Source organism: Rhizobium sp. CECT 9324 (assembly GCF_918741265.1).
Classification (GTDB): domain Bacteria; phylum Pseudomonadota; class Alphaproteobacteria; order Rhizobiales; family Rhizobiaceae; genus Allorhizobium.
Genome location: NZ_CAKKMZ010000002.1, coordinates 859,306 through 883,372, shown reverse-complemented (window position 1 = coordinate 883,372; position 24,067 = coordinate 859,306). Strand labels below are relative to the sequence as shown.

Sequence of the window (24,067 nt, the reverse complement as noted above, 5' to 3'; positions counted from 1 at the left end):
TTCTGGAATGCATATTGACAAATGGAATATTTTGCAATGATTATTGCGAAAATATCTCGGGAGGAATTCAGATGCTGAAAATAGCCGTTCTAGGCGTGGGTCGTATTGGCAAGATGCATGCGGAAAACATCGCGGCGCACCCTCGTGCCTCCCTTGCCGGGGTCTTTGATGTGCACGGGCCATCAGCGAAGGAAGTATCCCTAAAACTGGGCGTAAAACAATACGAATCGGCTGAAGCCGTGTTCGCATCGGGTGACGTTGATGCCGTCTTGATCGCAACGTCCACACCGACACACGCCGACCTTCTCGAAAAGGCGATAGCGGCTGGAAAGCCGGTTCTCTGCGAAAAACCAATCGACCTTTCCCTGGAGCGCGTGAACGCTTGTGCCGCAAGGATTGCAGGGACCAGCATCCCGATCATGCTGGGTTTCGTTCGCCGCTTCGACACCGGACATCGCGCAGTTCGGAACGCAATCGCATCCGGTGCCATCGGCGATCTGCATCAGGTGATCATCACATCACGTGACCCCGGCATGGCACCGGCCTCATATATAGAAGTGTCCGGCGGGATTTTCCGGGACATGACAATTCATGATTTCGACATGGCGCGCTTCATCCTCGGTGAAGACGTGACAGAGGTCAGCGCGACGGGTTCAAGGCTTGTCGATCCCGAACTTATGGCGAAATGCGCGGACTACGACACTGTAACGGTCGTCTTGAAAACAGCCTCTGGCAAGCAGTGCATCATCAACAACTCGCGGCGCGCGGTTTACGGATACGACCAACGGGTCGAGGCGCTGGGTAGCGGCGGAATGGCAATCTCCGAGAACCGGCCGCTCAACGGAATGCGTCTCTACAGCGAACAATTCACTGATCAGGCCGCGCCGTTGATGAACTTCTTCATCGAACGTTATGCAGACGCTTTCGCCGCAGAAATCAGCGCATTTGTCGATGCCGTCGAGAAGGGCGCACCGCCGGAAGTTGGTTTTGAGGACGGCCGCCAGGCCTTGATCCTTGCCGAGGCCGCCATGCTTTCGATTTCCGAAGGCCGCTCCGTCAACACGAACGAAATCGGTTAAGCCATGTACGCGAAATTTGGATTGTTCATCAACGGTAGCTGGGTCCCCGGCTCCGCGTCAGCAGACGTCATTTCTCCGGTCACGGAGAAGGCAATCGGAACCGTTCCTCTCGCAACGGCTTCAGAAACGCGCCAGGCAATTGACGCCGCCGCAAGCGCTTTGCCGAAATTGCGAGCCATGGGCGGGTTTGGCCGCGCCGAGGCGCTGCATAAGGCCGCCGATGAAATGCTCCGGCGGTCGGATGAAGCCGCGCGAATGATTGCAACGGAAACCGGAAAGCCTATCGCGCAAGCTGGCCGTGAATGGGTGCTCGCCTGTGATCAGTTCCGCTGGTTCGCCGAGGAGGCTCGCCGCATCTACGGCCGCATCGTCGACAGCCGCGTGCCGGGTGGACGATTTGAGGTCAGCCGCGAAGCTGTCGGTATTGTTGGGGCATTCACGGCTTGGAACTTTCCCGCTGCCTTGCCGGCGCGCAAGCTTGCCCCGGCTCTCGCGGCAGGTTGCTCCGTTGTGCTTCGGCCGTCTTCGCAGACGCCGGGTGTCGCGATGGTCATGGTCGATTGCCTTCGCGCAGCTGGACTTCCGGATGGTGCAGTCAACCTGGTTGTCGGTTCGACAGACAATACCTACGGTCCGATCATGGCCGATAGCCGCGTCCGCAAGGTTTCGCTAACGGGATCGACCCGCGTCGGCCAGCAGATGATCCGCGACGCTGCGGCCACGGTCAAAAAGGTCTCCATGGAACTGGGCGGCAATGCACCGTTGATCATCTACGATGACGCCGACCTGCAGAACGCCCTGGACCTCACAGTGCCGACCAAGTTCGCCAATTGCGGACAGGTCTGCGTCACGCCGGATCGCATCTTCGTCCACGACAGCTTGCACGACGCCTTTGTCGAGGGTTTCGTTGAGCGTGCTGCCAAGATTAAACTCGGCGACGGCCTCGACGCAGATACTGGCATGGGGCCGCTGATCAATGCGCGCCGCCTGCAGGAAATCGAAGAGATCGTCGCAACCGCCACACAAGCAGGTGCGACCATTGCCTATGGCGGAAAGCGGCCGGCGCAGTTGAACCATGGCTTTTTCTTCGAGCCGACGGTGCTGACCAATGTCACCGACGACATGAAGGTCTTTGCCGAAGAGAACTTCGGACCGATCGCGGCAATTACCCGGTTCGGCAGCGAGGACGAAGCTCTTGCAAGAGCGAACGCTTCCGACATGGGATTGTCGGCCTATGCTTTCACCCGTTCGCCTGACAGGGCGCGCCGAACGGTGGCCGCATTAAAGTCGGGCATGGTCGGCATCAACAGCTTTGCCCTTGCCGCGGCTGAAGCGCCGTTTGGCGGCACCAATCACTCCGGCATGGGACGCGAGGGCGGCATCGAAGGCATCGATGATTACCTCGACACCAAACTTGCTCAGCTCGTGTTCTAGGAAACCGATCATGAAAAAGAACAAGCTGAGACAAATCTGGGCGGAGGGACGTCCCGTTCTCCACGGATGGCTGTCAATCGCCAGTCCATTCACGGCCGAGATCATGGCCGCCCAGGACTATGATGCAATCTCCATCGACATTCAGCACGGCGCGGTCGATTACAAAGACGTGTTGGGCATGTTCCAGGCGATGCGCGCGTCGGACAAGGTGCTGATGGCGCGCGTTCCATGGCTCGACCCCTCCTGGATTTCCAAGGTCCTCGACGCTGGCGCGTATGGCATCATCTGCCCAATGATAAATACCCGGGCGCAGGCCGAGCAATTCGTTCGCTACATGCGTTACCCCCCGTTAGGCGAGCGCAGTTTCGGCCCTACACGCGCCGTCTACGCCGCCGGGGCCAATTATCCGGCGGAAGCCAATGACGAAATCCTCGCATTCGCGATGATCGAAACGGCTGAGGCCATGGGAAATCTGGAGGAGATCGCCTCCACGCCCGGTCTTGATGGCATCTATGTTGGTCCGGCAGACCTCAGCTTCTCACTGTCCAAGGGACAATTGATGCCGGCTTTCGACCGGGAAGAGCCGGAGGTCATCGGGGCGATCAAACGCATCAAGGATGCCTGTCACCGCAACGGTATCCAGGCGGCGATTCATTGTGGAACGGCCGAGTACGCGGCGCGCGCAGTCGAGTGGGGTTTCAACATGACCACTGTGTCGGGCGACAGTCGGCTGATCGCGGCAGCCGCGGCTGAGTCTGTCGCTACTTTCCGCAAGCTTACCACGAAGGCTACGGCCTCCACCGACCGACCGGGAGGCTACTGATGCCAAATCTTTTGGTTGCCGGGAAAATGCATCCTTCCGGCGAAGCCATACTGCGCGAACTGCCCGCGCACGGCTACACGGTCACCTACATTGAAGAAGTATCAGAGGCCTCATACGCACCGTTCATCGACGTTGCCGACGCGATCGTCATTCGCACCCAGCCTATGTCGGCTGCAACCATCGCCAAAGCGGAGCGCTTGAAGGTCGTCTCTCGCCACGGCGTAGGCTACGATTCAGTCGACCTGGCAGAACTGAACCGCAGAAGGATCGCGCTCACCATAGTCGGGGACGTCAACTCCGTCTCGGTTGCCGAACATGCGATCATGCAGCTCCTTGCCGGGGCAAAACGTGCGATCCTCGCAGACAGGTCTGTCCGAGAACCAGGCCAATGGGGATGGCGAAACAAGCTTGAGCAGCAGGAAATTTCGGGCAAGAACCTGCTCATTCTCGGTTACGGTCGGATTGGCCGGCACCTTGCCCGAATGGCATCCGGGTTCGGCATGCAAATCCGCGCTTATGATCCGTACCTCCAACAGACTGGTTGGCCAGATGGTGCCGTAAAGGCAACTTCACTGGAGGAAGGACTTCCCTGGGCGGATTACATTTCCGTCCACATCCCCAAAGGTGCAACACCCGCGATCGGTGAGGCTGAGATTGCCGCGATGAAGCGTGGCGTCGTGTTGGCGAACACCGCGCGAGGTGGCGTGGTTTGCGAGCGGGCCTTGAACGACGCTCTGGTCAGCGGACATATCGGCGCTGTGGGCCTGGATGTCTTCGATGATGAACCCCCGGCAAGTGACTCCCCACTTCTTGCACACCGCAACGCCATACTATCTCCGCACATCGCCGGCCTTACGGCTGAATGTGGTGAGCGCATGGCCATCGCCGCTATCCAGAATGCAGTGAACTTTCTGGCGGGCACCATAGACCCCAACCTTATCGTCAATCCGGATCACGCATATGCCTAACAAACCTGTTCTTCGCATCGGACTGATCGGCACTGGTTTCATGGGCAAGGCTCATGTCTTCGGTTTTGCCTCAGCACCAAAGGTGTTCGACCTTCCCTTTGATATCGAGTTGCATACCGTTGCAGACGTCACCGAGGAGGCAGCGGCACGAGCTGCGGCCGACTTCGGCTTTGCACATTCGACATCCGACTGGCGATCGCTGATCGCCAATGCCGATATCGACGTCATCGACATCACCGCACCCAATGCCTTGCACAAGGAGATGGCCTTGGCTGCCATCGCCGCCGGCAAACATGTCTATTGCGAAAAGCCTTTGGCACCGCTTGCGTCGGATGCTCGAGAGATGGCACAGGCCGCAACCGCGCGGGGCGTGAAAACCCAAGTCGGTTTCAACTACCTCTGCAATCCCATGCTCCGTTTGGCAAAGCAGATGATCGCCGACGGTGAACTTGGTGAAATCCGCGGATACCGAGGGCTGCACGCGGAAGACTACATGGTCGATGCCTCGGGGGCATTCACCTTCCGACATGATCCCGCTGGCGGCGGGGCTCTTGCCGACATTGGATCACATGCACTGGCGACCGCCGAATTCCTCCTCGGTCCGATCACCGAGGTCATGGGCGACTGCATCACCATGATCGGCGAGCGACCTGACGGCAAAGGCGGGACCAGGAAAGTGGAAGTCGACGATGTCGGGCGCGCATTTGTACGTTTCGCCAATGGAGCCCAGGGATCGATCGAAGGAAACTGGATCGCCACGGGGCGAAAAATGCAGCACGACTTCGAGGTCTATGGCACCGAAGGCGCACTCCATTTCAGTCAGGAGCGCTTCAATGAGCTACACTTCTATTCCAACCGCGACCCGGCAGGACGTCGCGGCTTCCGCAAGATCGAAGCGGCCCCTGACCACGAGCCCTATGGTCGTTTCTGCGTCGCTCCCGGCCATCAACTCGGGTTCAACGATCTAAAGGCCATTGAGGTCGCCGGCTACATCCACGCAATCGCCGGCACGATCGAAGAACCGTTCGGCTTCGCTGCCGGCCTTCGCATTCAGACACTGGTCGAGACGATCCAGCGCTCCTCTTCGACGCGTCAATGGATCAGCGTGCCAGCCTGACCAGCATAGCCGCCGGATAGCCTCGGCGCTATGAGGGGGCAAAAGCCCCTACTCCCCGGACGTCCGGCCCTCCCCCGGACGTCCGCTCCTTCACGAGGGCTCCGATGTTCAAGAAAATCCTGATTGCCAACCGCGGTGAAATCGCGATCCGTGTCATGCGCGCAGCCAACGAACTTGGCAAAAAAACAGTGGCCGTGTACGCGCAGGAGGACAAGCTCAGCCTTCACCGCTTCAAGGCTGACGAAGCATATTGTGTTGGCGAAGGACTGTCGCCCGTTGGAGCGTATCTCAGCATCTCCGAGATTATCCGTGTCGCCAAAGAGGCGGGCGCGGACGCCATCCACCCCGGCTATGGTCTTCTGTCGGAGAACCCGGACTTTGTCGAAGCTTGCTCCAAGGCCGGAATTACATTTATCGGCCCGCGCGCGGAAACAATGCGGTCGCTTGGCGACAAGGCGTCCGCCCGAAAAGTTGCCGAAGCCGCCGGCGTCCCTGTAATACCGGCAACAGATGTACTCGGCGATGACTTCGACCTCATCCGAGGCCAAGCTGCGGCGGTTGGTTATCCGCTCATGCTCAAGGCGAGTTGGGGTGGCGGTGGCCGCGGTATGCGCCCGATTAACACGGAAGATGAACTTGCCACCAAAGTGCGTGAGGGTCGCCGTGAAGCGGAAGCCGCCTTCGGGAATGGCGAGGGCTACCTTGAAAAGATGATCCTCAAGGCGAGGCATGTTGAGGTACAACTTCTCGGCGATGCCCATGGAGGTTTATACCACCTCTATGAACGTGACTGCACAGTGCAACGACGGAATCAGAAGGTTCTAGAACGTGCGCCTGCACCTTACCTCAATGAAAGTCAGCGCGCGGAAGTCTGCGGTCTTGCACTGAAGATCGGCAATGCCGTCGGATATCAGAACGCGGGCACTGTCGAGTTCCTGATGGATATGGACAGCGGCCACTTCTATTTCATCGAAGTGAACCCGCGCGTGCAGGTTGAACACACGGTCACCGAGCAGATCACCGGGATCGATATTGTGCAGGCCCAGATCAAGATCGCTGAAGGCGAAACACTGGCTCAGGCAACGGGTGTTTCCCGACAGCAGGACGTCAAACTGAACGGACATGCACTTCAGTGTCGTGTCACGACCGAAGACCCGCAGAACAACTTCATCCCTGACCATGGCCGCATCACCGCGTATCGAACTGCAACGGGCATGGGGATTCGTCTCGATGGCGGAACAGCATACGAGGGTGGCGTGGTTACCCGCCATTATGACTCGTTGCTGGTCAAGGTGACGGCATTGGCGCAGACACCGGATCAGGCAATCCGCCGAATGGACCGGGCATTGCAAGAGTTCCGGATCAGGGGTGTCAGCACAAATATCGAGTTCGTGGTCAACTTGCTCAAGCATCCAACATTTCTGGACATGAGCTATTCCACCAAATTCATAGATACGACACCAGACCTGTTTCAATTCAACAAGCGAGCTGACCGGGGCACCAAACTGCTTCAGTACATTGCCGAAATCACCGTCAATAGGCATCCGGAAACTGCGGGCCGTGCCAAGCCTGCGGCTGAAGCCAAATCAATCAGCGTTCCGACCGTGACCAAAGAAGTGCAACCCGGCACACGCCAATTGCTCGACCAGCAGGGTGCAAAAGCGGTCGCCGCTTGGATGGCGGCACAGAAGAAGCTTCTGATTACCGACACGACCATGCGTGACGGTCATCAATCGCTTCTGGCGACCAGGATGCGCACCAATGACATGGTCAAGATCGCACCGGTCTACGCCTCAGGCCTCGGAGACTTGTTTTCCGTGGAATGCTGGGGCGGTGCAACCTTCGATGTCGCCTATCGCTTCTTGCAGGAATGCCCGTGGCAAAGGCTGCATGCGATCCGCGAGCGACTGCCGAACGTGCTGACGCAAATGTTGCTGCGGGCCTCCAACGGCGTTGGATATACCAACTACCCGGACAATGTAGTCTCGTTTTTCGTCAAGCGTGCCGCCACGTCAGGGGTAGACGTCTTCCGCGTATTCGACAGCCTCAACTGGGTCGAGAATATGCGCGTGGCGATGGACGCGGTCATTGAAACCGGCAAGATTTGCGAAGGCACGATCTGCTACACGGGTGACATCCTCAACCCCGACAGAGCAAAGTACGATCTCAAGTACTACGTCGCCATGGCGAAACAGCTGGAGGCCGCCGGGGCCCATATTCTAGGCCTGAAAGACATGGCTGGCCTTCTGAAACCTGCTGCAGCTCGAGTCCTGGTCAAAGCATTGAAGGAGGAGGTCGGACTTCCGATCCATTTTCATACCCACGACACGAGCGGGCTCGCAGCAGCATCTATTCTCGCCGCTGCTGAGGCCGGCGTCGACGCGGTCGATGCCGCGATGGATGCATTTTCCGGCGGGACTTCTCAGCCCTGTCTTGGGTCCATCGTTGAAGCACTTGCGCGGTCGGACAGGGATACCGGGTTAGATATCGAGACTATCCGCCGGGTCTCGTCCTACTGGGAGCGGGTACGGCATCAATATGCAGCTTTCGAGAGTGGGCTGGAAGCGCCAGCGTCGGAAGTCTACCTGCATGAAATGCCTGGAGGGCAATTCACCAACCTGCAGGCCCAGGCACGAAGCCTCGGCCTTGAAGATCGATGGAACGAAGTCGCCCAGGCCTACGCGGATGCCAACCAAATATTTGGTGATATCGTCAAGGTCACACCGTCGTCGAAAGTTGTGGGTGACATGGCGTTGATGATGGTGGCGCAGGGTTTGTCGAAGGAAGACGTCATAGACCCCGCAAAAGAAGTGTCGTTTCCGGAATCCGTCGCCGACATGTTGGACGGAAACTTAGGGCAACCGCCTGGTGGCTGGCCGGAAGCCATCTCGAGTAAAGTTCTTAAAGGCAAGCTGCCATCAACAGAACGCCCAGGCAAAAACTTGGCCGAGGTCGATCTAGTTGCCACACGCAGTAAGCTGAGCGACGAGCTCGATGGATACGACGTCTCGGATGACGAGCTGGCATCCTATCTGATGTACCCCAAGGTCTTCCTGGACTTCATGGGGCGACGCCGTACGTATGGACCGGTTCACTCTTTGCCGACGCCAACCTTCTTCTACGGCATGCAGGAGGGGCAGGAACTGTCCGTCGAGCTTGCACCTGGCAAAACAGTTGAGATCAGATATCTGACCAAGGGTGAGCCAGACGAGAATGGTGATGTGAAGGTCTACTTCGAGATCAATGGCCAGCCGCGCTCCACAAAAGTTTCAGATCGGACGCGGTCGCCGAGAAAGACTGCACACCCGAAAGCTGACCCGACAAACCCTGGCCAGATCGGCGCGCCTATGCCTGGCATCATTTCGACCATTTCAGGGTTCGTGCATCAGACGGTCAAGGTAGGTGACCCTTTGCTTTCGATTGAAGCCATGAAAATGGAAACCAGCCTCAACGCTCACTGTGATGGCGTAATCGTTGCAATGCATGTCAGCGCAGGTATGCAAGTCGATGCGAATGATCTGCTAGTTGAGATCGTGTAGAGGTCGACCCCCTTGGTTTTTCGCAACAGATATTGCAAGGTTTTGTCATGAAGCAACAACCGACACCCACGACATCACCTAAAGACTACGAAGAGTTGATCCGTCTGATCCATGAACGCCATGATCAGATGAGCAAGACCTATCAGAAGATTTCTGTCTATCTGACCCAGAACCCCAATGAGGTCGCCGTCCAGTCGGTCAACACCATCGCTGAGCGGTGCGGGATGCACGCGTCGAGCTTCGTCAGGTTCGCCCAGGCGCTCGGATACAAGGGGTTCAAGGAGCTACAGGTTCTCTTTCAAAAGAGGCTCGCGACGGCTGCGCCGGGCTTTGAGGCCAGAATCAAGGCGCTCGACAACGAATTGATGAACAGGGAGGATCGATCCGAATACGGCTTCCTTCACGATTTGGTCGTGCGCGACATTGCATCCTTGCAGGACATTCTCGAACGGACCAGCGGCGAAGACCTCGCTATGGCGGCAGACGTCATAGAAGGGGCAGACACGATCTACCTCATCGGACAGTTGCGCTCCGCACCTGTTGTGGAATTGCTGCGCTACATCCTAACAATGCTGGGAAAACGTTGTGTGCTGCTCGATCCGGGAGGGGGCTTGGCTACGCACATGGCGCGGACGATGAAAAGCACGGACGCGTTGATTGCCGTGTCGTTCCGGTTTTATGCAAATGAAGTGGTGAACATCGTCGAAGAGGCGCAGAAGATTGGCGTCCCCGTCGTCGCGATCTCCGACAGCACGCTCTCACCGCTGGCTAAGTCCGCTAAGGTCCTGTTCTCTGTTCCCGAACATGACTATACCTTCTCCCGATCTCTTGCAGCGCCTATGTGCCTAGCTCAGGCCTTGACCGTCGCTGTCGCGGCCCGAGTTCAGAAGAACGATACCGCTCCCCGTATTCCGACAGTGACGGGCATTTAGCGTCTACAGACCAACTATGCCGTCCCAAACGAGCTTCACACCAACGACCGCGACCGAAATGTAAGTCATGGGATAGAACACGGCAGCGTCCATACGGCGTACTGCCCATGCTCCCAGCCATGTAGATGAGATAGCCAGGGGCATCATGATGGCCGCGCGGCTGAGGTTCTCAACACCCAAACCACCCAGTGCTGCATAGGGCACCAGCTTCACAGCGTTGGTGATCGCAAAGAACATCACCGTTGTTCCGGTGAAAACCTTGGGATCAAGTCGCAGTGGCAACATATAGACCTGCAAGGGCGGGGACCCGGCATGCGCGACGAAGCTTGTATAGCCGGCGAGTGTGCCCCAGAAACTGGCAGCCAATGGACGTTCACCGGTCACTGCTCCGGTAACGGTTCTTGCCAACGCGACGCGCAAGACGAATGTCAGGGACACCAATCCGACGATAAGCCGAACGACCGCGTCAGATGTCACTTCGGCCGTCAGCCAGGCTAGCCCAATACCGCCTAGAGCACCCGGCAAAACGAGAACCAGTATTTTCCAGTTTACCCACTTCCTCCAAGCGGCGACGCTGACGATATCCATGACCACAAGAATTGGCAGAAGTATCGCAGCAGCTGTGATTGGCGACATAACCAGAGCCATCAACGGCACCCCGAGAAGGCTCATTCCCCCGAGCCCTCCCTTAGACAAACCAACAAGGAAGACCGCCACCGCTGTGACGGCCAACTCCAAGGGGCTACCAAAAAATCCATCGGCCATGATTGCCTCGAAGACTGGCGAGTTCGATGACACTCAGCCCTTCTTGACCCGAGCTTTCTGCCGATAAACATCGGTGACCACAGCGGCGACGATGATCAGCCCTTTGACGATCTCCTGGTAGTAAGCGTCAACGCGCAGGAACGTAAAGCCGGACATCATCAGGCCGAGAATGACTGTGCCGATCACCGTTCCAAATATCCTTCCACGTCCACCCGAAAGCGATGTCCCACCAATGACGGCGGCTGCAATCGCATCGAGTTCATACATCATGCCCATTCCAGCCTGGGCAGTCTCCGCTCGAGCAGCCGTGACGACCCCTGCGAGACCTGCCAGCATGCCAGCGATCGCATAGACTTTCACAAGGTGCGCCTGGACGTTGATGCCTGAAACACGCGCAGCCTGTGCATTTGCGCCGATCGCGTAGGTGAACTTGCCGTACCGTGTATAGCGAAGGGCAAGATGAAAAATGACCGCTGCCAGCAAGAAGATGGCGACTGGCCATGCACCCGAGCCGATGCTGGCGAAACTTTCCGATGGGAAGGAAATCGGCTGACCCTTGGTGTACCACTTTGCGACACCGCGTGCGGTGACCATCATGCCGAGGGTCGCGATGAAGGGTGGTATACCTGTCAACGCGATCAGTGCACCATTGATGATACCGGCGATCAAGCCGAGGCCGACACCGATCAGGATGGGTACGATTGCCGGCAAGTCCGTAAGACCCGGGTAGATGGCACGCGCAAAATCACTCGTTTGCGCAAAGCTCATGGCAATCATTGCAGTCATCGCGACGACGGAGCCAGAGCTGAGATCGATACCGCCGGTGATGATGACCTGGGTTACTCCAATGGCGATGATGCCGACAACGGAAACCTGGAGGATCATGATGGTCAGGCGCTGGGGATTTCCCAGAAAGCTTTGTCCCTGGACGAACCACCCAAGAAGTTCAAAGACGAGCGCCACTCCGATCAATACGGTCAGGATATTCAGTTCCTGAGGCAGTTTTCGTCTCGTTGGGCTGGCCGGCTGCGCTTGCACGTTTTCCATTTCGTCTCCTCCTCGGCATTCTCGCCTTTGCGACCTCAGCGGGCCGCGAGTTCCATTATCTTGACTTGATCGGCTTCCGCCCGGTCCAGGATTCCGGTCATGTGTCCCTCATGCATGACGAGAATTCTGTCCGACATGCCGAGGACCTCGGGCAGCTCCGACGAAATCATGATGACGGCCACGCCTTCCTTGGCCAGGTTTGAAATCAGTCGATGGATTTCCGCCTTGGCACCGACGTCGATGCCTCGGGTTGGCTCATCCAGGATCAAAATTTTCGGCTTTGTCAGCAACCATCGCGCAATCAGCACCTTCTGCTGATTTCCGCCGGAGAGGTTTTCAATGCGTTCATCAAGGTTCGGAGTCTTGATCCGCATTGCGTTCTTCATCTCGTCGCACAAGATTCTGAGGCCGCTTTCATCGACATAGCCCATTTGGGAATGACCGTGCTGCAAAGCTGCGATCTGCATATTTTCAAGGATGGTCAGCGGCAAAAAACAGCCCGTTTCCTTACGATCTTCAGTCAGTAGCGCCATGCCAGCGCGCATCGCATCGGCTGGGGAACTGATTGTTATCTCCTCGCCGTTGACCCTGATCGTACCTTCGGTGGCCGGGACTACGCCGAAAATCGCTTCCGCGACGTTGGAGCGTCCGGAGCCGACCAAGCCAGCCACACCTAAAATTTCGCCACGGCGCAGATCGAAGGTGATGCCGCTGAAGACACCGTTTAGTCCAAGGTCTTTGACCTCCAGGATTACATCACCGATCGGTGCCTCTTCCTTCGGAAACATGTTGGTGATTTCGCGCCCAACCATCATTCGAATGATATCGTCGCGGGTCACGTCGGTGCTGGCGTGAGTGCCGACGTAGTGGCCGTCACGGAATACCGAAAACTCATCCGCGATTTCGAACAGCTCGTTCATTTTGTGTGTAATGTAGACAATTCCGATATTCCGGGACCTAAGGTCACGGATAATCTCAAAAAGATGACTCACCTCGGATTCAGTGAGGGCAGAGGTTGGCTCATCCATTATCAGAACGCTGGATTCATAACTGACCGCCTTGGCGATCTCGACCATCTGCTTCTGCGCGACTGTGAGCGTGCTGACTTCGGCCGAAGGGTCGATCCCGATCTTTAGCTGATCGAACAACTCCCGTGTGTTCGCCATCATGCGCTTGTGGTCTATGAGACCAAGCGCGTTCAGCGGCTCCCGCCTTATCCAGATGTTTTCGGCGACCGTCATCCAGGCCATCAGAGCGAGTTCCTGGTGGATCATTGCGATCCCCTGCTCCAAGGCATCCCTTGGGCTCTTTAACCGGACTTCGTCACCCCTCAGTTTGATCGTGCCTTGATCAGGCGCATACACTCCCGCGATGATTTTCATCAACGTACTTTTGCCGGCACCGTTCTCTCCCATCAGGGCGTGAACAGTTCCTGGCCGAAGGCGAAACTCAACGCCATCTAGCGCAACGACGCCCGGGAATTCTTTCCGTATGCCCTCAATCTCAAGCAGATACGGCCTCGCCTTCGCTTTGAAGTCCTCTATGGCCTGACGGGTCGATGTCGAAATCATGTATCACCTGTGGTGTCTGCAGGCAGCGCCCAGTTGCCAAGGCGGGGACGATCATGGAAACCCTGATCGTCCCCGCCAGTTGCTTAGTTACTGGACTTGTACTTCGCGACGTTTTCCGGCGTGACGAGCTCGAACGGGATCGCGACCCGCTGTTCGGACTTTTCACCACGGGCAATCTTCAGAACCGTGTCGAGCGAACCTTCGCCCTGGCCCTTCGCGGACTGATAGACGGTGACGTCGAGATCGCCGGCTTCGAGAGCTGCGAGCGCATCCTGGGTCGCATCCACGCCACCGATGATTACGTCATCCATGGCAACACCCGAGGCCTTCAGCGACTGGATCGCGCCAAGCGCCATTTCGTCGTTGTTGGCGAACACGATGGTGGGCTTGATGCCTGAGGTGGTCCAATTGGTCATCAGATCGAGGGCCGGAGTACGCATCCAGTTTGCGGTCTGCTGGTCGAGGACCTTGATGTCCTTGCAGGCATCGCTTTTCAGGACGCGCTCGACGGCGGCCGTACGACCACGCTGGCCGGTCGTTCCGAGCTGGCCCATCAGGATAACTGCGTCACCCTTGCCCGCTGCAAGCTTGCAGATTTCGGTCGCCTGCAGCTCACCTGCCTGCTCTTCGTCCGAACCAACCCAAGCCTGCTTTTCCGGGAACGTGTCCATGTTGGCCGGCAGCATGTTGACGAAAACCAAGGGAATCCCGGCATTTTCGGCAATCTTCGACATAGCCCTGCCGGAGTCAGCATCGACCAGCATCGTGATGATGCCGTCGACGCCGGCGGCGACGAAGTTTTCGATCTGAGACTGCTGGCGTGCGATGTCGCCTTGCGCGTCTTCCATCTGCACTTCCACGCCAAGGTCCTTCGCGTGGCGCTCAATATTATGACGAAGCACTGTCAGATAGTTGTCGTCGAACAGGGACATTGCGACACCGATGGTTTCGGCATGTGCAGCTCCCGACATCAGGGCACAAAATGCAGTAGTGATTGCGAACTTCTTCATCATGAGATTTTCTCCTCCGTTAAATCCCTGCACGCGTCGAACCTGTACGAACGCCCATTCAAGTCCCATCTGGCCATCGCGGACACAGCTTCGCCTTGGCGGACAACGCAAGCGTGCCACCTGGATAAGTTTCGGTCCTTGCGATTAGCCTCCTCGGCACCATCACGAGCGAAGCGTTATGAACGCTTCGCGCTTCTCTCCCATGCAGCGGGTATCCCCCGGTGCATGGTCAACATACTCACGTAAATTCTATTGCGCAACAAAAATTGCGAGAATAATTATACGGCAATATTGCTTCCGGAATTGCGCCTGCATTGCGCGACACCAGCCGACTGATAGGCAACCAAAGAGGCTGCTGTTCACTTATCCCCGATCTCGGACCAGCCAATTGTCCGGGTCCCGTAGGCCCTGTCGGAAGAACCGCGCCATTTGTTCGACAGGCACCTAGCTGCCACATTCGCTATTCGATCGGATCGCCGACTGGATGAATGCCGCGCCTGTATTGCCTGCTTTCAGACCGGGATAAGTCAGGAGCTGGGCGGAATTTGTTACGAACTTGGGAGCCTGCAAGGCCTAAACTTGGGAGTTTGTAATGTGCAAGGGGTGATCTCGCTCCATTGACGCAGTGCTTTGGCATCATGCTATTGAAAATCCCGAGCTCCGAACTGCCCGACGGGGAGCTGAATTCAGCAGCGATTTCGGTGCCGTCATCCCATTCAGAGATCGAGAGACGGCAGCAGACCGGACCTTCTTGCCATCTTAAACAACGGCATCAGACAGCGCGCATCGTTTTCGAAACCGCCTGGAGTTTGACGAAGGCCTGATAACGTTGCTCATGGATTTGCCCAAGTTCGTTGCACGTCGGCTTGTGGACAGCGCAAATCGTGGAGAGGGCTTCCATGGCTTGACGAACATTGGGGTAAACGCCCGCCGCCACGCTGCCAAGAATGGCCGAGCCGAGGAGGACTGGCTCTTCGGCCGCAATTGCGACGACCGGCTTGCCGCAGGCATCCGCGAGGATCTGGCGCACCAGAGGGCTCGCCCCCGCACCACCACTGATCACCACCTGCTCAACGCTAGCCCCGGACTTCGCCTGGGTTTCGATGATCTGGCGCAACCCGTAGCCAATGCCGCAGAGGCCGGCGATGTAAAGCGCAACGAGATTATCGAAGTCGCGCTCCATCCCGAGCCCCGCAATTACGGCTCGGGCATGAGGATCGGCGAAGGGCGCTCGATTGCCGAGGAATTCCGGGACAACATATATGCCGGCAGCGAGCTCCACCGCCTGCGACGCAACTCTTCATCATGACTGAAGCCGCCGGCATGGGCCGCGACGACGACAGCTCGGTTGCTCGCCTGCTTGCGAAGATCGCCGGCCTCAAGCTGCCCGGCATGGAAGACGAGGACTGACATGCCGAAATTTGCCGCCAATCTTTCTATGATGTTCAACGAAGTGCCATTCCTCGACCGCTTCGCGGCGGCGGCGGACTGCGGCTTCACTGCGGTCAAGTATCTCTTTCCCTATGACCATCCAGCCGAGGTTGTCGCCGAGCGCCTGCGGGCGGCGGGCCTCGCCCAGGCGCTCTTCAACATGCCTGCCGGCGACTGGGAGGCAGGCGAACGCGGTATTGCCGCACTGCCCGGTCGTGAGGCCGATTTTGCCGCAGCCCTGGACACGGCCATCGCCTATGCCAAGGTGATCGGGACGCCGCTCTTACACATGATGGCGGGACTGGCGCCGGCGTCCGATCCTGAAGCGATCAAAGCCTATCGCGGAAACCTCAAGCGCGCCACTGAGCGGACCGGCGAAGCCGGCATCGGTCTCGTCATCGAGCCGATCAATGGTCGCGACATGCCGGGCTACTTCCTCAATGACTTCAGCCGTGCGGTCGACATCGTCAATGAGACCAATGCGGCCCATGTAAAATTGCAATTCGACATCTATCATCGGCAGATCCTGCATGGCGACGTGATCATGGCACTCCGGCAGATGATACCGATCATCAGCCATATCCAGATCGCCTCGGTGCCCGAGCGCCACGAGCCGCTGACTGGCGAACTCGACGACCGCAGGATCTTCGCGGAGATCGACGCGATCGGCTACCGAGGCTACATCGGCTGCGAATATCGTCCGGCAGGTGGTACGCACGATGGGCTCAGCTGGATGAAAAAACTCTAATCTTGGCGCGGGGACTTGGGTGGCACGCGGTACACCGATTGGTTCGAAATCGTTGACCCGCGTTCAAATCCCTGATTTTGCCAAATGTACATGCCGAGCTGCTCTGCGCGGGGGACGCTGGCCGGAGGGGTCAGCCGCGCAGTAGAATTTCCCTTCCCTAAAACCAGCCATTTGTCCACGTGGCAAAGTTAGACCTTGGAGCGATTGCAAAAATGGCAGCGCAGCCTCCAGCTACTAATCTTTGGAGGTGAGACCAGCCTGGGCGACGTCAAGCTTGCCCTCCAATTCTGCCGTCAAGGATTCTACGACATCCGCCACACTGTAAATATCGGGATAAATTGTAGGCAGACCTTGGCGCACAAAAAGCTCCGGTTCCTCATGTGTGGACGGCCCGTGGAATGCAAGACTTTTGTATCGATGGGATCGGTCAGGTTCAGTCATGTGTCCGGCCTTCTATCGTGGCATTGTAGCCACTGGCCCTGATGAAGTCCGCGGATGGAGAGCCAATCAATTTGTCGAGCTCAAGGCTCTGGGGGAACCTAGGCTTTGCTCCATCCCCGGTCCAACCGGTTCGCCATCATTACTCAGTCCTTCATTCCTCCGGTCGACGATTGCCGAGCCGGATTCCTTCAAACGGCTGCGTGCCGGTAAGTCTCCTCTCTTCTCAGAAGAGCCCACGCGACGCGGGCGGTCTTGTTTGCGATCGCTACCGACACCATGCGTGCCGGTTTGCGCTGCAAGAGCTTCGCGATCCATGGGAATGATGGGGCATCAATGCGCGCCCGTCGTATGACGGCAGTGGCGCCGACTACCAGCAAGCGTCGGATTGTCCGATCGCCCTGCTTGCTGATCCGCCCTAGCCTCTCCTTTCCGCCACTACTATTTTGTCGCGGCGTTAAGCCAAGCCAAGCCGCGAACTGTCGCGCTGATTTGAATTCCTCGGCATTGCCGACCGAAGCCGCGATTGCTGCCGCGGTGAGAAAGCCGACGCCTGGGATGGTCATCAGCCTCCGAGCGGCAGCTTGGTCCCGGCACCACTGCATTATGGTGCGATCAAGCTCGGCGATCTTATTGCTCAGCTCTTCTAGCTGCATCTGAATGTGCTTGAAGGGTTGCCACGACGGTTCAGGAAGATGGTCTTTCGCGACGTGTAAGGCTTCGAGAGCAGCTTTCAGTCCGAACTTTCCTTGAGGCGTGATGATACCGAATTCGGCCAAATGGCCTCGGAGTGCGTTGATCAGAGCCGTTCTCTGCCGCACGAAAAGATCTCGGGTCTTGTGCTGCATAAGAAGAGCCTGACGCTCGCAATTTTTCACCGGTACGAAGCGCATGGTGGGACGGGTGACTGCCTCGCAAATCGCTTCGGCATCTGCTGCATCGTTTTTCCCACGCTTCACATACGGCTTTACATATACCGGAGGCATAAGCTTCACATCGAAGCCTAAGGCACCGAGTTCCCTCGCCCAGTAATGTGAAGTCGAACAAGCTTCCATGCCGACCAGGCAGGGTGGCAACTGCTCGAAGAAATGCAGGAGCTGGTTTCGGCGAAGCTGCCGCCGGACAATAACATTGCCGACGTCATCGATAGCATGAACTTGAAACACGTTCTTGGCCAGATCCAGGCCGACGACAGTGATCTTCTCGAAAGTCATGACACGGTTCCTTCTCTGAGTTGCGCAGAATGATCTTAGCATCTCGCGCGACGGGTTCGGAGGGCCGTCCACATCATCAATTTTAATTTGATAGCGCCCCCTGAATGCTTGGGACAAAAAAGGCTACGGCAGTAGTCGACGACACTGCTGCCATTGTAGCTCATTTCCATAAATTCGTTTCGAAGCCCTACCGCTTTCCGATGTGATTTGCCGAATTGCCAATAGCGATCACGGCTTGTTTGGATTCGATCATAAAGTTCTCATAGTCGCATGGCCGGTATGTCTTGGTGCGTTTCCACTGCAATTGAAGCTTATGAGGTGACTTGAACATTCGTCAGGTTTGCAGCTTCAATTGCCCCAGACTGAAATCCAACCTCTCACCGTAGGATGCCTCGATCGGCTCCAAGGTCGTTCACAATCTCGCGTAGCCCTAGAACGTGGAGCTTCGTGACTGGCGACTTCCAATGCTCGCACTCAACAAGCCACATTATTTCGAAGCCTACATGCATCGACCTAACCACAACGTCTGTTCGACCCCTTCCTTTGATTGCATGACCCGGGAACACGAGATGCGCTCCCGGGTGATTGTTCTCAAGAGGCAAGTTCGACGGCCGGACCGAAAAACTCGTAGTGAATTCGATTTTTTTCAACGCCTTTCGATATCAGACCATCCACCATCGCAGACAGGAAAGCATCCGGGCCACAAACATAGAAGTTCGCATCGGTGAGCGGCGTGTTCCGTGACAGCCAGTCAATGTCGATCCTGCCCGCGTGGTCATAATGTCTTCCGTGTTCATCGTTGTCGCGCGGTGACGTGTAGAACACTGCCGCCTTGATTTCAGGATGATTTTCAGCGAGCGCTCTCACGTGTTGGCCCATCGCGTGGACATCGCCGTGCTGGGTAGCGTGAACGAAGAACAAAGGAGCGTTGCAACCAGTTTCGACTATCGACTCCAGCATGCTGACCATGGGGGTCAACCCCACGCCGCCGCTCAACAAGACAACAGGTCCTTGCGAGGCTTTGGCGAGAAAAAAGTCTCCAGACGGTGGAGCTACGGACAGCGTGTCGCCTTCATGGACGCTGTCGTGGAGAAACCTCGAGACAAGGCCATGAGGTTCGCGCTTGACGGAAATCCTGTAGGTCCTGTCATTTGGGCCAGACGAGATGCTATAGTTTCGACGTTGGGGGGCTTGTCCCAAGAACGGGAGCTGCAGGGTGATATACTGGCCTGGCAGGTGCCGGGATGCAGGACCGCTATCGGCCGGACGCAGGACAAAGGAGGTAATGGTCGAACTCTCGCGATGTTTGGTCTCCACGACAAAGTCGCGCCAGCCATTCCAGCCGCCGTCCGCCGCAGCCTGGTCGGAATAGATCACCCGTTCTCTTTCCATCAAGATTTCTGCCAGGAACCAGTATGCCTCGCCCCACGCATTTAAGATTTCTTCTGTCGCGACATCGCCGAGGACATCCTTGATGGCGCTGAGCAGTGCGGTCGCAACATGCGGGTAGTGTTCGGGCAGGATGCGGAGGCTGGCATGTTTGTGCGAGATGCGCTCGACAGCCGCTGACAAGACTTCGAGGTTGTCGATGTTCTGGCCGTAGATGACCAGCGCATTGGCAAGCGCATGGGTCTGACGTCCGCCTCCGCCCTGGTTAGACTGGTTGAATAGCGCTTTGACATCTTCGTTCTGGAACAGCCGATCATACATTGCGGCCGCTACCGCGGCCCCGTGTTCGGCCAGCACCGGAACGGTTGCCCTGACGATTGTTTTCGTATGTTCAGTGAGAGTGCGTGGCATCTTCGTGCCCTCCTTCGCTTAAAACTGTATGTTTTCAGTGTCTGGTTGCGACGGGTTCCGGATCAGCACCCGTCAGGCGTTTGGTCCAGTCTTCGACCTTGTTTGTCTTGAGCCTTCGGAGAACGTGGTTGCGCCAGGCCTCGGCGAGTGCCGGGACCTCCGAGAGGCGGGCGAGTTCCTCCGCATTCAGGGTGTCAACGTAGAAGGCGCGCCAGACGCGGGCGACGGTCCACTCCGCCGATCTGCGGGCAACGAGATTGAGTCGATCCGAAGGACCGACTATTCCAGGCGATAGGACGCGGTAGTACCATCCCGTCCGACCCGAAGACTGGACGGCCGTTGCCATGTCAGGTCTGCCGAAACGCTCGTTGAGTTTCCAGCAGGGCTGTCGTCCCTGGCTGACCTCGATCGTCGCGGAGCCGAGTTCGAAAACGTCACCGATCGAGACGGCGTCTTCTGTCAGCCCGACAGTCGAAACGTTCTCCCCAAAAGCCCCGGGTCGATGGAGAAGTTCGTGAGATCCGATCTCGGTCGCCCACGACGCATAGTGCTCGAACGGATAGTGGTGGACTGCCTTTTCGGGGCCGCCGTGCCTAACCAGATCGCCCTGGGCATCACCTTGGAATCCAGTCGAAGTCAGCCGCGTCGGGCCGTCGACAGCCGATTTCACGATGCCGCTTGCAACGGCGCGCTTGCCAAGTGGTTTCAGTGAGCCTGTGAGCAAGGCCGACAGGTGAAAATCGGTCACGGCTTCACCCGAAGCTGGGCCAGCCAGTCCCTGAGTACGAGCGTTGCGACCTCGCGCAGAAGCGGGCCGCGCTCCCGCGCTTCAAACCTCAATGCAGAAATGTCGATCCCGGCCGAGGCCAGCTCGAAGGCGTGCCCGACGAGCCAGCGGTCGAAAGCCTTCTCCGTTTCCGCTTCGAGGTGAAACTGAAGTCCAAGAATAGCCGGCCCGATTGCAAATGCCTGTTGCTCGATCAATGACGATGACGCGAGGTTCGTGGCACCCAGAGGTAGGGAATACGTGTCGCCGTGCCAGTGTAACACCGCGACACCCTCAAGATGCCTCAATGGGCTTGCGCGTCCGGCATCGGTCAGTCTCAGGCTCGAAAAGCCGATTTCCTTGGAACCGGACGGGAAAACGGTTGCCCCAAGCGCAGAAACAATGAGCTGCGCGCCAAGACAAATGCCCATTGTCGGACGATCTGCGACAACGCGGGTTCTGATAAACTCCCGTTCGACGGTTATAAACGGATAGGCGGAGTGTTCATAAACGCCGATCGGTCCGCCGAGAACGACGAGCAGATCAGGCTCCAGGGGATCGCCCTTGCAGAAGTCCAAGTCTCCTACATCGCTATAGACGAAGCGATATCCGGCGTCTTCCAGGAGTTGCGCGAAGGACCCGAGGTCCTCGAAATGTACGTGCCTAAGCACAAGGGCGGTCTTTTCCATGGAGCCCTCACGCGGCGCTCTGCGACGGAAATTCGCAACGGCCGTCGGCGCATCTTTCGTCATCCCCCGAGAAGGACGTCGGGGCAGCGATATCTGGAATGCGGGCAGACAGCGCCATGGCGATCCGAGCTCCGACAGCCAGGTCCTCCTCAACGCCGAATGCCTGATGAATGAGCGCACCGTCGCGGCCGATCAGGATGGAGGACGGGGTCCCGCGCAGCGCGAACCGCTGCATCGTAATCGGGGTATCCGTGCGCTCGTCGGCGAGATCGACAGCGACCGGATGCCTGATGCGGTACTCGTGCAGAAATGCCTTCAAGGTGACGGGAGACATTGCAGCATGGTGTTCAAACACCGTGTGTAAGCCGATAACCTGGAGGTCGGTTTGACCAAAGATGCGCTCGATCCGCTGAACCTGCGGTATCGATTCTGCCACGCAGCCAGGGCAGAGCAGCTGGAAGGTATGAATGAACACAGGGCGACCGCGCAAGGTGGCCAACGTCAGCGGTGCGGGCGTGTTGAACCATTCACTCACCGCCAATTCGGGGGCGAGCGTCGATGATGTCGTAGACATGATTTTAATCCTTATGTTTTGGGGCGGACCGGAGGGGAGGTCGGTCCGCCCCCCAGGTGGTTCAAGCGGCGGCGGCTCGCGTGAGTTTCACACCTGGAAAGTCGACCGGCACGTCGAGAGCGACGTTCAGGTAGTTGGTGAACAGGTTCAACGCGATGTGCGCGACGATCTCTACGACTTCCTCGTCGTCGAAGCCTGCTGAGCGCAGAGCGTCTACATCGGCTGCATCAATTCCGGCGCGCTTGTCGACGACGGTAATCGCAAAGGCGAGAGCGGCGGCCGTACGCGGATCAGCCGAGCGGCCGGCCTGGGCTTCTGCCATCTCCTGCGCTGTAGCACCAGCCTTGCGGCCAAGACCTGTGTGGGCAGCCAGGCAATAATTGCAATTGTTGCGGTCGGCGATTGCGACGGCGATCTGCTCGCCGAGCTTGGCACCCAGGCGACCGCTACCGAGCGCACCGAACGCGCCCCACAGGCTGGTCAGGGCGGCGGGAGAGTTCGCTGCAGCCTTGAACATGTTCGGCACCATGCCGAACGCACCCTTGATCTGGGTAAGCTGCTCCGATGTCTGGCCTGTTGCGTTGGCCGGGTCGATAAGTGTAATTCTGGACATGTTCTTTCTCTCTATTAGCCTGGAGGGGGGAATATGCGGGTTCGTCGATGGCTGTCGGCGGACCCGCGCAGTTCAAGTCACTTCGAAGGCATGACCTTTCCGGGAAGGCTGAGATTGCCGGAAGCGACCTTGAAGACGTTGCTGACGCACAGAAGCGGCGCGTGCAGATTGCCATTGACCTTAAGACCTGCCGTTACGCCGTCGTAAGATGCGCCGGCGATTCCGCCGATCAGAGACAGCGGGATAGTGACGTCCACGGCATCGCCCTTGAACGTCGTTGGATATTCCGGGCTGTCGATGAGCAAGGGTACTCCCGGCCATGTTTCCGGAACTTTCGGCTTAGTGCCTTCCGGGATGTCGATGACCTTCAAGCCACCACCACAGGCCTTGTCGTCAGCCAGCACGACCCAGTGAGGGTGCCACACATCACGGTTCTTTCCACCCTTGGCCGCATCGTCGAAATCCGGATGGAAGGTGACGGCCAGCGCGACGATGCCCTGATCCTTGTCGAAACCGATCTCGCCGCTATTGAGCGATGTCGGCCAGACATAGGCGTAGACATCCGAGCCTTCAAACTTGCCTGTCGCGGCAGGTTTCTCCGAGCCGGCCTCGCCTCGGACGCGTGTTGTGAAGACGGCAGAGTCACCCTTGGTGACGATTGTCGTCTCGATAATGTCGAATGGTGCTTGTATCGCCTCTGCGGGATCGGCCTTGATTGTGTGGGCGCTGGCGGACGTCAGCCATAGCGAGGCCGTTCCGGCGAGAAGCGCGCCGGCTGCAAATATCCTGGTCATTTCCGTATTCTCCTCTTGTCTCCATAGCCTGGAGGGGTTGCAGAACTATCCCTGTTGAAACACGTCCCAGGTGGCTGCCCGTGACGCGGGATCGGCGGTCTCGTGTTCGCGACAGTCGATGCGGATATCCCGCTGGCCGAACGCCGCGTCGACAAAATTGCAGTGATGCGGTTGTGCCGCATCGGAATGGGCGAACGGCGCGAAGTAACGACAGCTGGCGCACATGCGCTGGATCGGGATCGCGTCGATCTCCTGCAGATGTCTGATCATCTTGACCAGTGTAATCAGCAGTTCTTCCTGTTCGTGGTCTGCCAAGGCATCGACCGATTGCTCAGCGACGTTTGGCGAATTTTGGCCTTCCTCAAGCACCGAAACCCCCTCACCCGTGATGCCGACATTAACGCCGCGCCTGTCCGCGCCAGCGCTTCGCTTCGCCACAAAGCCCTTGCGCTCGAGGGCCGCGATCGAGTCTGTCGCCGTCGGCTGCGAGACGCCGAGATTGGCGGCGATTTCTTTTACACCCAGCCCATCCGCTCGCCCTTCCAGCAATTCGAGAATGGCGAGTTGCGTTGGGTTCAGGCCGCTCGTCTTGGCGCGGGTCCAGTCATCGGTCCGCATGGCCATTGCTAAGCGAGAAAGACCTTCGCGGATGCGGTGATTGACAGACGTGGGGTTCTTCGGTGTTTCCATGAGGGCAATATAAATAGGACTCCTA

Annotated in this window: 20 protein-coding genes and 2 pseudogenes; 9 read left to right on the top strand and 13 right to left on the bottom strand. The window is 57.8% G+C overall.

What is annotated here, in order from left to right; all coding sequences use genetic code 11:
* Positions 1 to 71: 71 nt before the first annotated feature.
* From iolG to LQ231_RS23800, 7 genes are all read left to right on the top strand, one after another.
* A complete protein-coding gene (iolG, locus tag LQ231_RS23830) occupies positions 72 to 1,079 on the top strand; it encodes an inositol 2-dehydrogenase (protein ID WP_230174441.1) in 1,008 nt (335 codons plus the stop codon).
* Between the two features lie 3 nt (positions 1,080 to 1,082).
* Complete coding sequence (locus LQ231_RS23825) at positions 1,083 to 2,513, top strand: NAD-dependent succinate-semialdehyde dehydrogenase (protein WP_230174440.1); 1,431 nt, start codon at positions 1,083 to 1,085, stop codon at positions 2,511 to 2,513.
* A 10-nt stretch (positions 2,514 to 2,523) separates the two neighbouring features.
* Entirely contained in the window at positions 2,524 to 3,336 is an 813-nt protein-coding gene (locus LQ231_RS23820) for an aldolase/citrate lyase family protein (RefSeq protein ID WP_230174439.1), read from the top strand.
* Positions 3,336 to 4,304: a hydroxyacid dehydrogenase gene (locus tag LQ231_RS23815; protein ID WP_230174438.1), complete on the top strand. Its 969-nt coding sequence runs from the start codon at positions 3,336 to 3,338 to the stop codon at positions 4,302 to 4,304. The genes LQ231_RS23820 and LQ231_RS23815 overlap by 1 nt, the downstream gene beginning before the upstream one ends.
* Entirely contained in the window at positions 4,297 to 5,421 is a 1,125-nt protein-coding gene (locus LQ231_RS23810) for a Gfo/Idh/MocA family oxidoreductase (protein WP_230174437.1), read from the top strand. Before LQ231_RS23815 ends, LQ231_RS23810 begins: the two co-directional genes overlap by 8 nt.
* 104 nt (positions 5,422 to 5,525) lie before the next feature.
* The gene (locus LQ231_RS23805; RefSeq protein ID WP_230174436.1) at positions 5,526 to 8,960 is read left to right on the top strand and encodes a pyruvate carboxylase; all 3,435 of its coding nucleotides are present in this window, start codon (positions 5,526 to 5,528) and stop codon (positions 8,958 to 8,960) included.
* Positions 8,961 to 9,007: 47 nt separating this feature from the next.
* A complete protein-coding gene (locus LQ231_RS23800) occupies positions 9,008 to 9,892 on the top strand; it encodes a MurR/RpiR family transcriptional regulator (RefSeq protein WP_230174435.1) in 885 nt (294 codons plus the stop codon).
* A gap of 3 nt (positions 9,893 to 9,895) precedes the next feature.
* Here LQ231_RS23800 and LQ231_RS23795 read toward each other — a convergent pair whose 3' ends face one another.
* From LQ231_RS23795 to LQ231_RS23775, 5 genes and pseudogenes are all read right to left on the bottom strand, one after another.
* Positions 9,896 to 10,657 (bottom strand): sulfite exporter TauE/SafE family protein, encoded by a 762-nt coding sequence (locus tag LQ231_RS23795; protein WP_230174433.1) that lies wholly within the window; start codon positions 10,655 to 10,657, stop codon positions 9,896 to 9,898.
* 33 nt (positions 10,658 to 10,690) lie between these two features.
* Positions 10,691 to 11,704: an ABC transporter permease gene (locus tag LQ231_RS23790; RefSeq protein WP_230174431.1), complete on the bottom strand. Its 1,014-nt coding sequence runs from the start codon at positions 11,702 to 11,704 to the stop codon at positions 10,691 to 10,693.
* A 35-nt stretch (positions 11,705 to 11,739) separates the two neighbouring features.
* On the bottom strand, positions 11,740 to 13,275 hold the full coding sequence (locus LQ231_RS23785; RefSeq protein WP_230174430.1) for a sugar ABC transporter ATP-binding protein: 1,536 nt from the start codon (positions 13,273 to 13,275) through the stop codon (positions 11,740 to 11,742).
* Between the two features lie 83 nt (positions 13,276 to 13,358).
* Entirely contained in the window at positions 13,359 to 14,285 is a 927-nt protein-coding gene (locus tag LQ231_RS23780; protein ID WP_163897501.1) for a sugar ABC transporter substrate-binding protein, read from the bottom strand.
* A gap of 772 nt (positions 14,286 to 15,057) precedes the next feature.
* Positions 15,058 to 15,579: pseudogene (locus tag LQ231_RS23775) on the bottom strand (FGGY-family carbohydrate kinase); the annotation flags it as partial.
* Here LQ231_RS23775 and LQ231_RS23770 point away from each other — a divergent pair.
* Together LQ231_RS23770 and otnI are read left to right on the top strand one after the other, a co-directional pair.
* Positions 15,573 to 15,695, top strand: a pseudogene (locus LQ231_RS23770) (NAD(P)-dependent oxidoreductase); the annotation flags it as partial. The pseudogenes LQ231_RS23775 and LQ231_RS23770 overlap by 7 nt on opposite strands.
* Before the next feature lies 1 nt (position 15,696).
* Entirely contained in the window at positions 15,697 to 16,464 is a 768-nt protein-coding gene (otnI, locus tag LQ231_RS23765) for a 2-oxo-tetronate isomerase (RefSeq protein ID WP_230174429.1), read from the top strand.
* A 629-nt stretch (positions 16,465 to 17,093) separates the two neighbouring features.
* On the opposite strand, the gene LQ231_RS23760 is transcribed toward otnI, so the two are convergent.
* From LQ231_RS23760 to LQ231_RS23725, 8 genes are all read right to left on the bottom strand, one after another.
* A complete protein-coding gene (locus tag LQ231_RS23760; RefSeq protein WP_036567425.1) occupies positions 17,094 to 18,116 on the bottom strand; it encodes an IS110 family transposase in 1,023 nt (340 codons plus the stop codon).
* A 591-nt stretch (positions 18,117 to 18,707) separates the two neighbouring features.
* Positions 18,708 to 19,916, bottom strand: coding sequence for an NO-inducible flavohemoprotein (gene hmpA / locus LQ231_RS23755; protein ID WP_230174428.1), 1,209 nt, complete (start codon positions 19,914 to 19,916; stop codon positions 18,708 to 18,710).
* 34 nt (positions 19,917 to 19,950) lie between these two features.
* Positions 19,951 to 20,664 carry an MOSC domain-containing protein gene (locus LQ231_RS23750; RefSeq protein WP_230174427.1) on the bottom strand — a complete coding sequence of 238 codons (714 nt, stop codon included), beginning with the start codon at positions 20,662 to 20,664 and terminating at the stop codon, positions 19,951 to 19,953.
* Complete coding sequence (locus LQ231_RS23745; RefSeq protein ID WP_230174426.1) at positions 20,661 to 21,371, bottom strand: glutamine amidotransferase; 711 nt, start codon at positions 21,369 to 21,371, stop codon at positions 20,661 to 20,663. Before LQ231_RS23745 ends, LQ231_RS23750 begins: the two co-directional genes overlap by 4 nt.
* A 7-nt stretch (positions 21,372 to 21,378) precedes the next feature.
* Entirely contained in the window at positions 21,379 to 21,945 is a 567-nt protein-coding gene (locus LQ231_RS23740; RefSeq protein WP_356637393.1) for a redoxin family protein, read from the bottom strand.
* A gap of 61 nt (positions 21,946 to 22,006) precedes the next feature.
* Positions 22,007 to 22,558, bottom strand: a complete 552-nt coding sequence (locus tag LQ231_RS23735) for a peroxidase-related enzyme (protein ID WP_230174425.1) — start codon at positions 22,556 to 22,558, stop codon at positions 22,007 to 22,009.
* 77 nt (positions 22,559 to 22,635) lie between these two features.
* Entirely contained in the window at positions 22,636 to 23,352 is a 717-nt protein-coding gene (locus tag LQ231_RS23730) for a hypothetical protein (protein ID WP_230174424.1), read from the bottom strand.
* Between the two features lie 45 nt (positions 23,353 to 23,397).
* Entirely contained in the window at positions 23,398 to 23,970 is a 573-nt protein-coding gene (locus tag LQ231_RS23725) for a MarR family transcriptional regulator (RefSeq protein WP_230174422.1), read from the bottom strand.
* Between the last annotated feature and the right edge of the window lie 97 nt (positions 23,971 to 24,067).

Bases quoted from the DNA above. Each gene is read 5' to 3' on its own strand.
- LQ231_RS23820 (WP_230174439.1), top strand. From the start codon at position 2,524: ATGAAAAAGAACAAGCTGAGACAAATCTGGGCGGAGGGACGTCCCGTT.
- hmpA (WP_230174428.1), bottom strand. From the start codon at position 19,916: ATGCCACGCACTCTCACTGAACATACGAAAACAATCGTCAGGGCAACC.
- LQ231_RS23805 (WP_230174436.1), top strand. From the start codon at position 5,526: ATGTTCAAGAAAATCCTGATTGCCAACCGCGGTGAAATCGCGATCCGT.
- LQ231_RS23825 (WP_230174440.1), top strand. From the start codon at position 1,083: ATGTACGCGAAATTTGGATTGTTCATCAACGGTAGCTGGGTCCCCGGC.
- iolG (WP_230174441.1), top strand. From the start codon at position 72: ATGCTGAAAATAGCCGTTCTAGGCGTGGGTCGTATTGGCAAGATGCAT.
- LQ231_RS23745 (WP_230174426.1), bottom strand. From the start codon at position 21,371: ATGGAAAAGACCGCCCTTGTGCTTAGGCACGTACATTTCGAGGACCTC.
- LQ231_RS23795 (WP_230174433.1), bottom strand. From the start codon at position 10,657: ATGGCCGATGGATTTTTTGGTAGCCCCTTGGAGTTGGCCGTCACAGCG.
- LQ231_RS23760 (WP_036567425.1), bottom strand. From the start codon at position 18,116: ATGACTTTCGAGAAGATCACTGTCGTCGGCCTGGATCTGGCCAAGAAC.
- LQ231_RS23815 (WP_230174438.1), top strand. From the start codon at position 3,336: ATGCCAAATCTTTTGGTTGCCGGGAAAATGCATCCTTCCGGCGAAGCC.
- LQ231_RS23810 (WP_230174437.1), top strand. From the start codon at position 4,297: ATGCCTAACAAACCTGTTCTTCGCATCGGACTGATCGGCACTGGTTTC.
- LQ231_RS23785 (WP_230174430.1), bottom strand. From the start codon at position 13,275: ATGATTTCGACATCGACCCGTCAGGCCATAGAGGACTTCAAAGCGAAG.
- LQ231_RS23800 (WP_230174435.1), top strand. From the start codon at position 9,008: ATGAAGCAACAACCGACACCCACGACATCACCTAAAGACTACGAAGAG.
- LQ231_RS23790 (WP_230174431.1), bottom strand. From the start codon at position 11,704: ATGGAAAACGTGCAAGCGCAGCCGGCCAGCCCAACGAGACGAAAACTG.
- otnI (WP_230174429.1), top strand. From the start codon at position 15,697: ATGCCGAAATTTGCCGCCAATCTTTCTATGATGTTCAACGAAGTGCCA.
- LQ231_RS23780 (WP_163897501.1), bottom strand. From the start codon at position 14,285: ATGAAGAAGTTCGCAATCACTACTGCATTTTGTGCCCTGATGTCGGGA.
- LQ231_RS23735 (WP_230174425.1), bottom strand. From the start codon at position 22,558: ATGTCCAGAATTACACTTATCGACCCGGCCAACGCAACAGGCCAGACA.
- LQ231_RS23725 (WP_230174422.1), bottom strand. From the start codon at position 23,970: ATGCGGACCGATGACTGGACCCGCGCCAAGACGAGCGGCCTGAACCCA.
- LQ231_RS23730 (WP_230174424.1), bottom strand. From the start codon at position 23,352: ATGACCAGGATATTTGCAGCCGGCGCGCTTCTCGCCGGAACGGCCTCG.
- LQ231_RS23740 (WP_356637393.1), bottom strand. From the start codon at position 21,945: ATGTCTACGACATCATCGACGCTCGCCCCCGAATTGGCGGTGAGTGAA.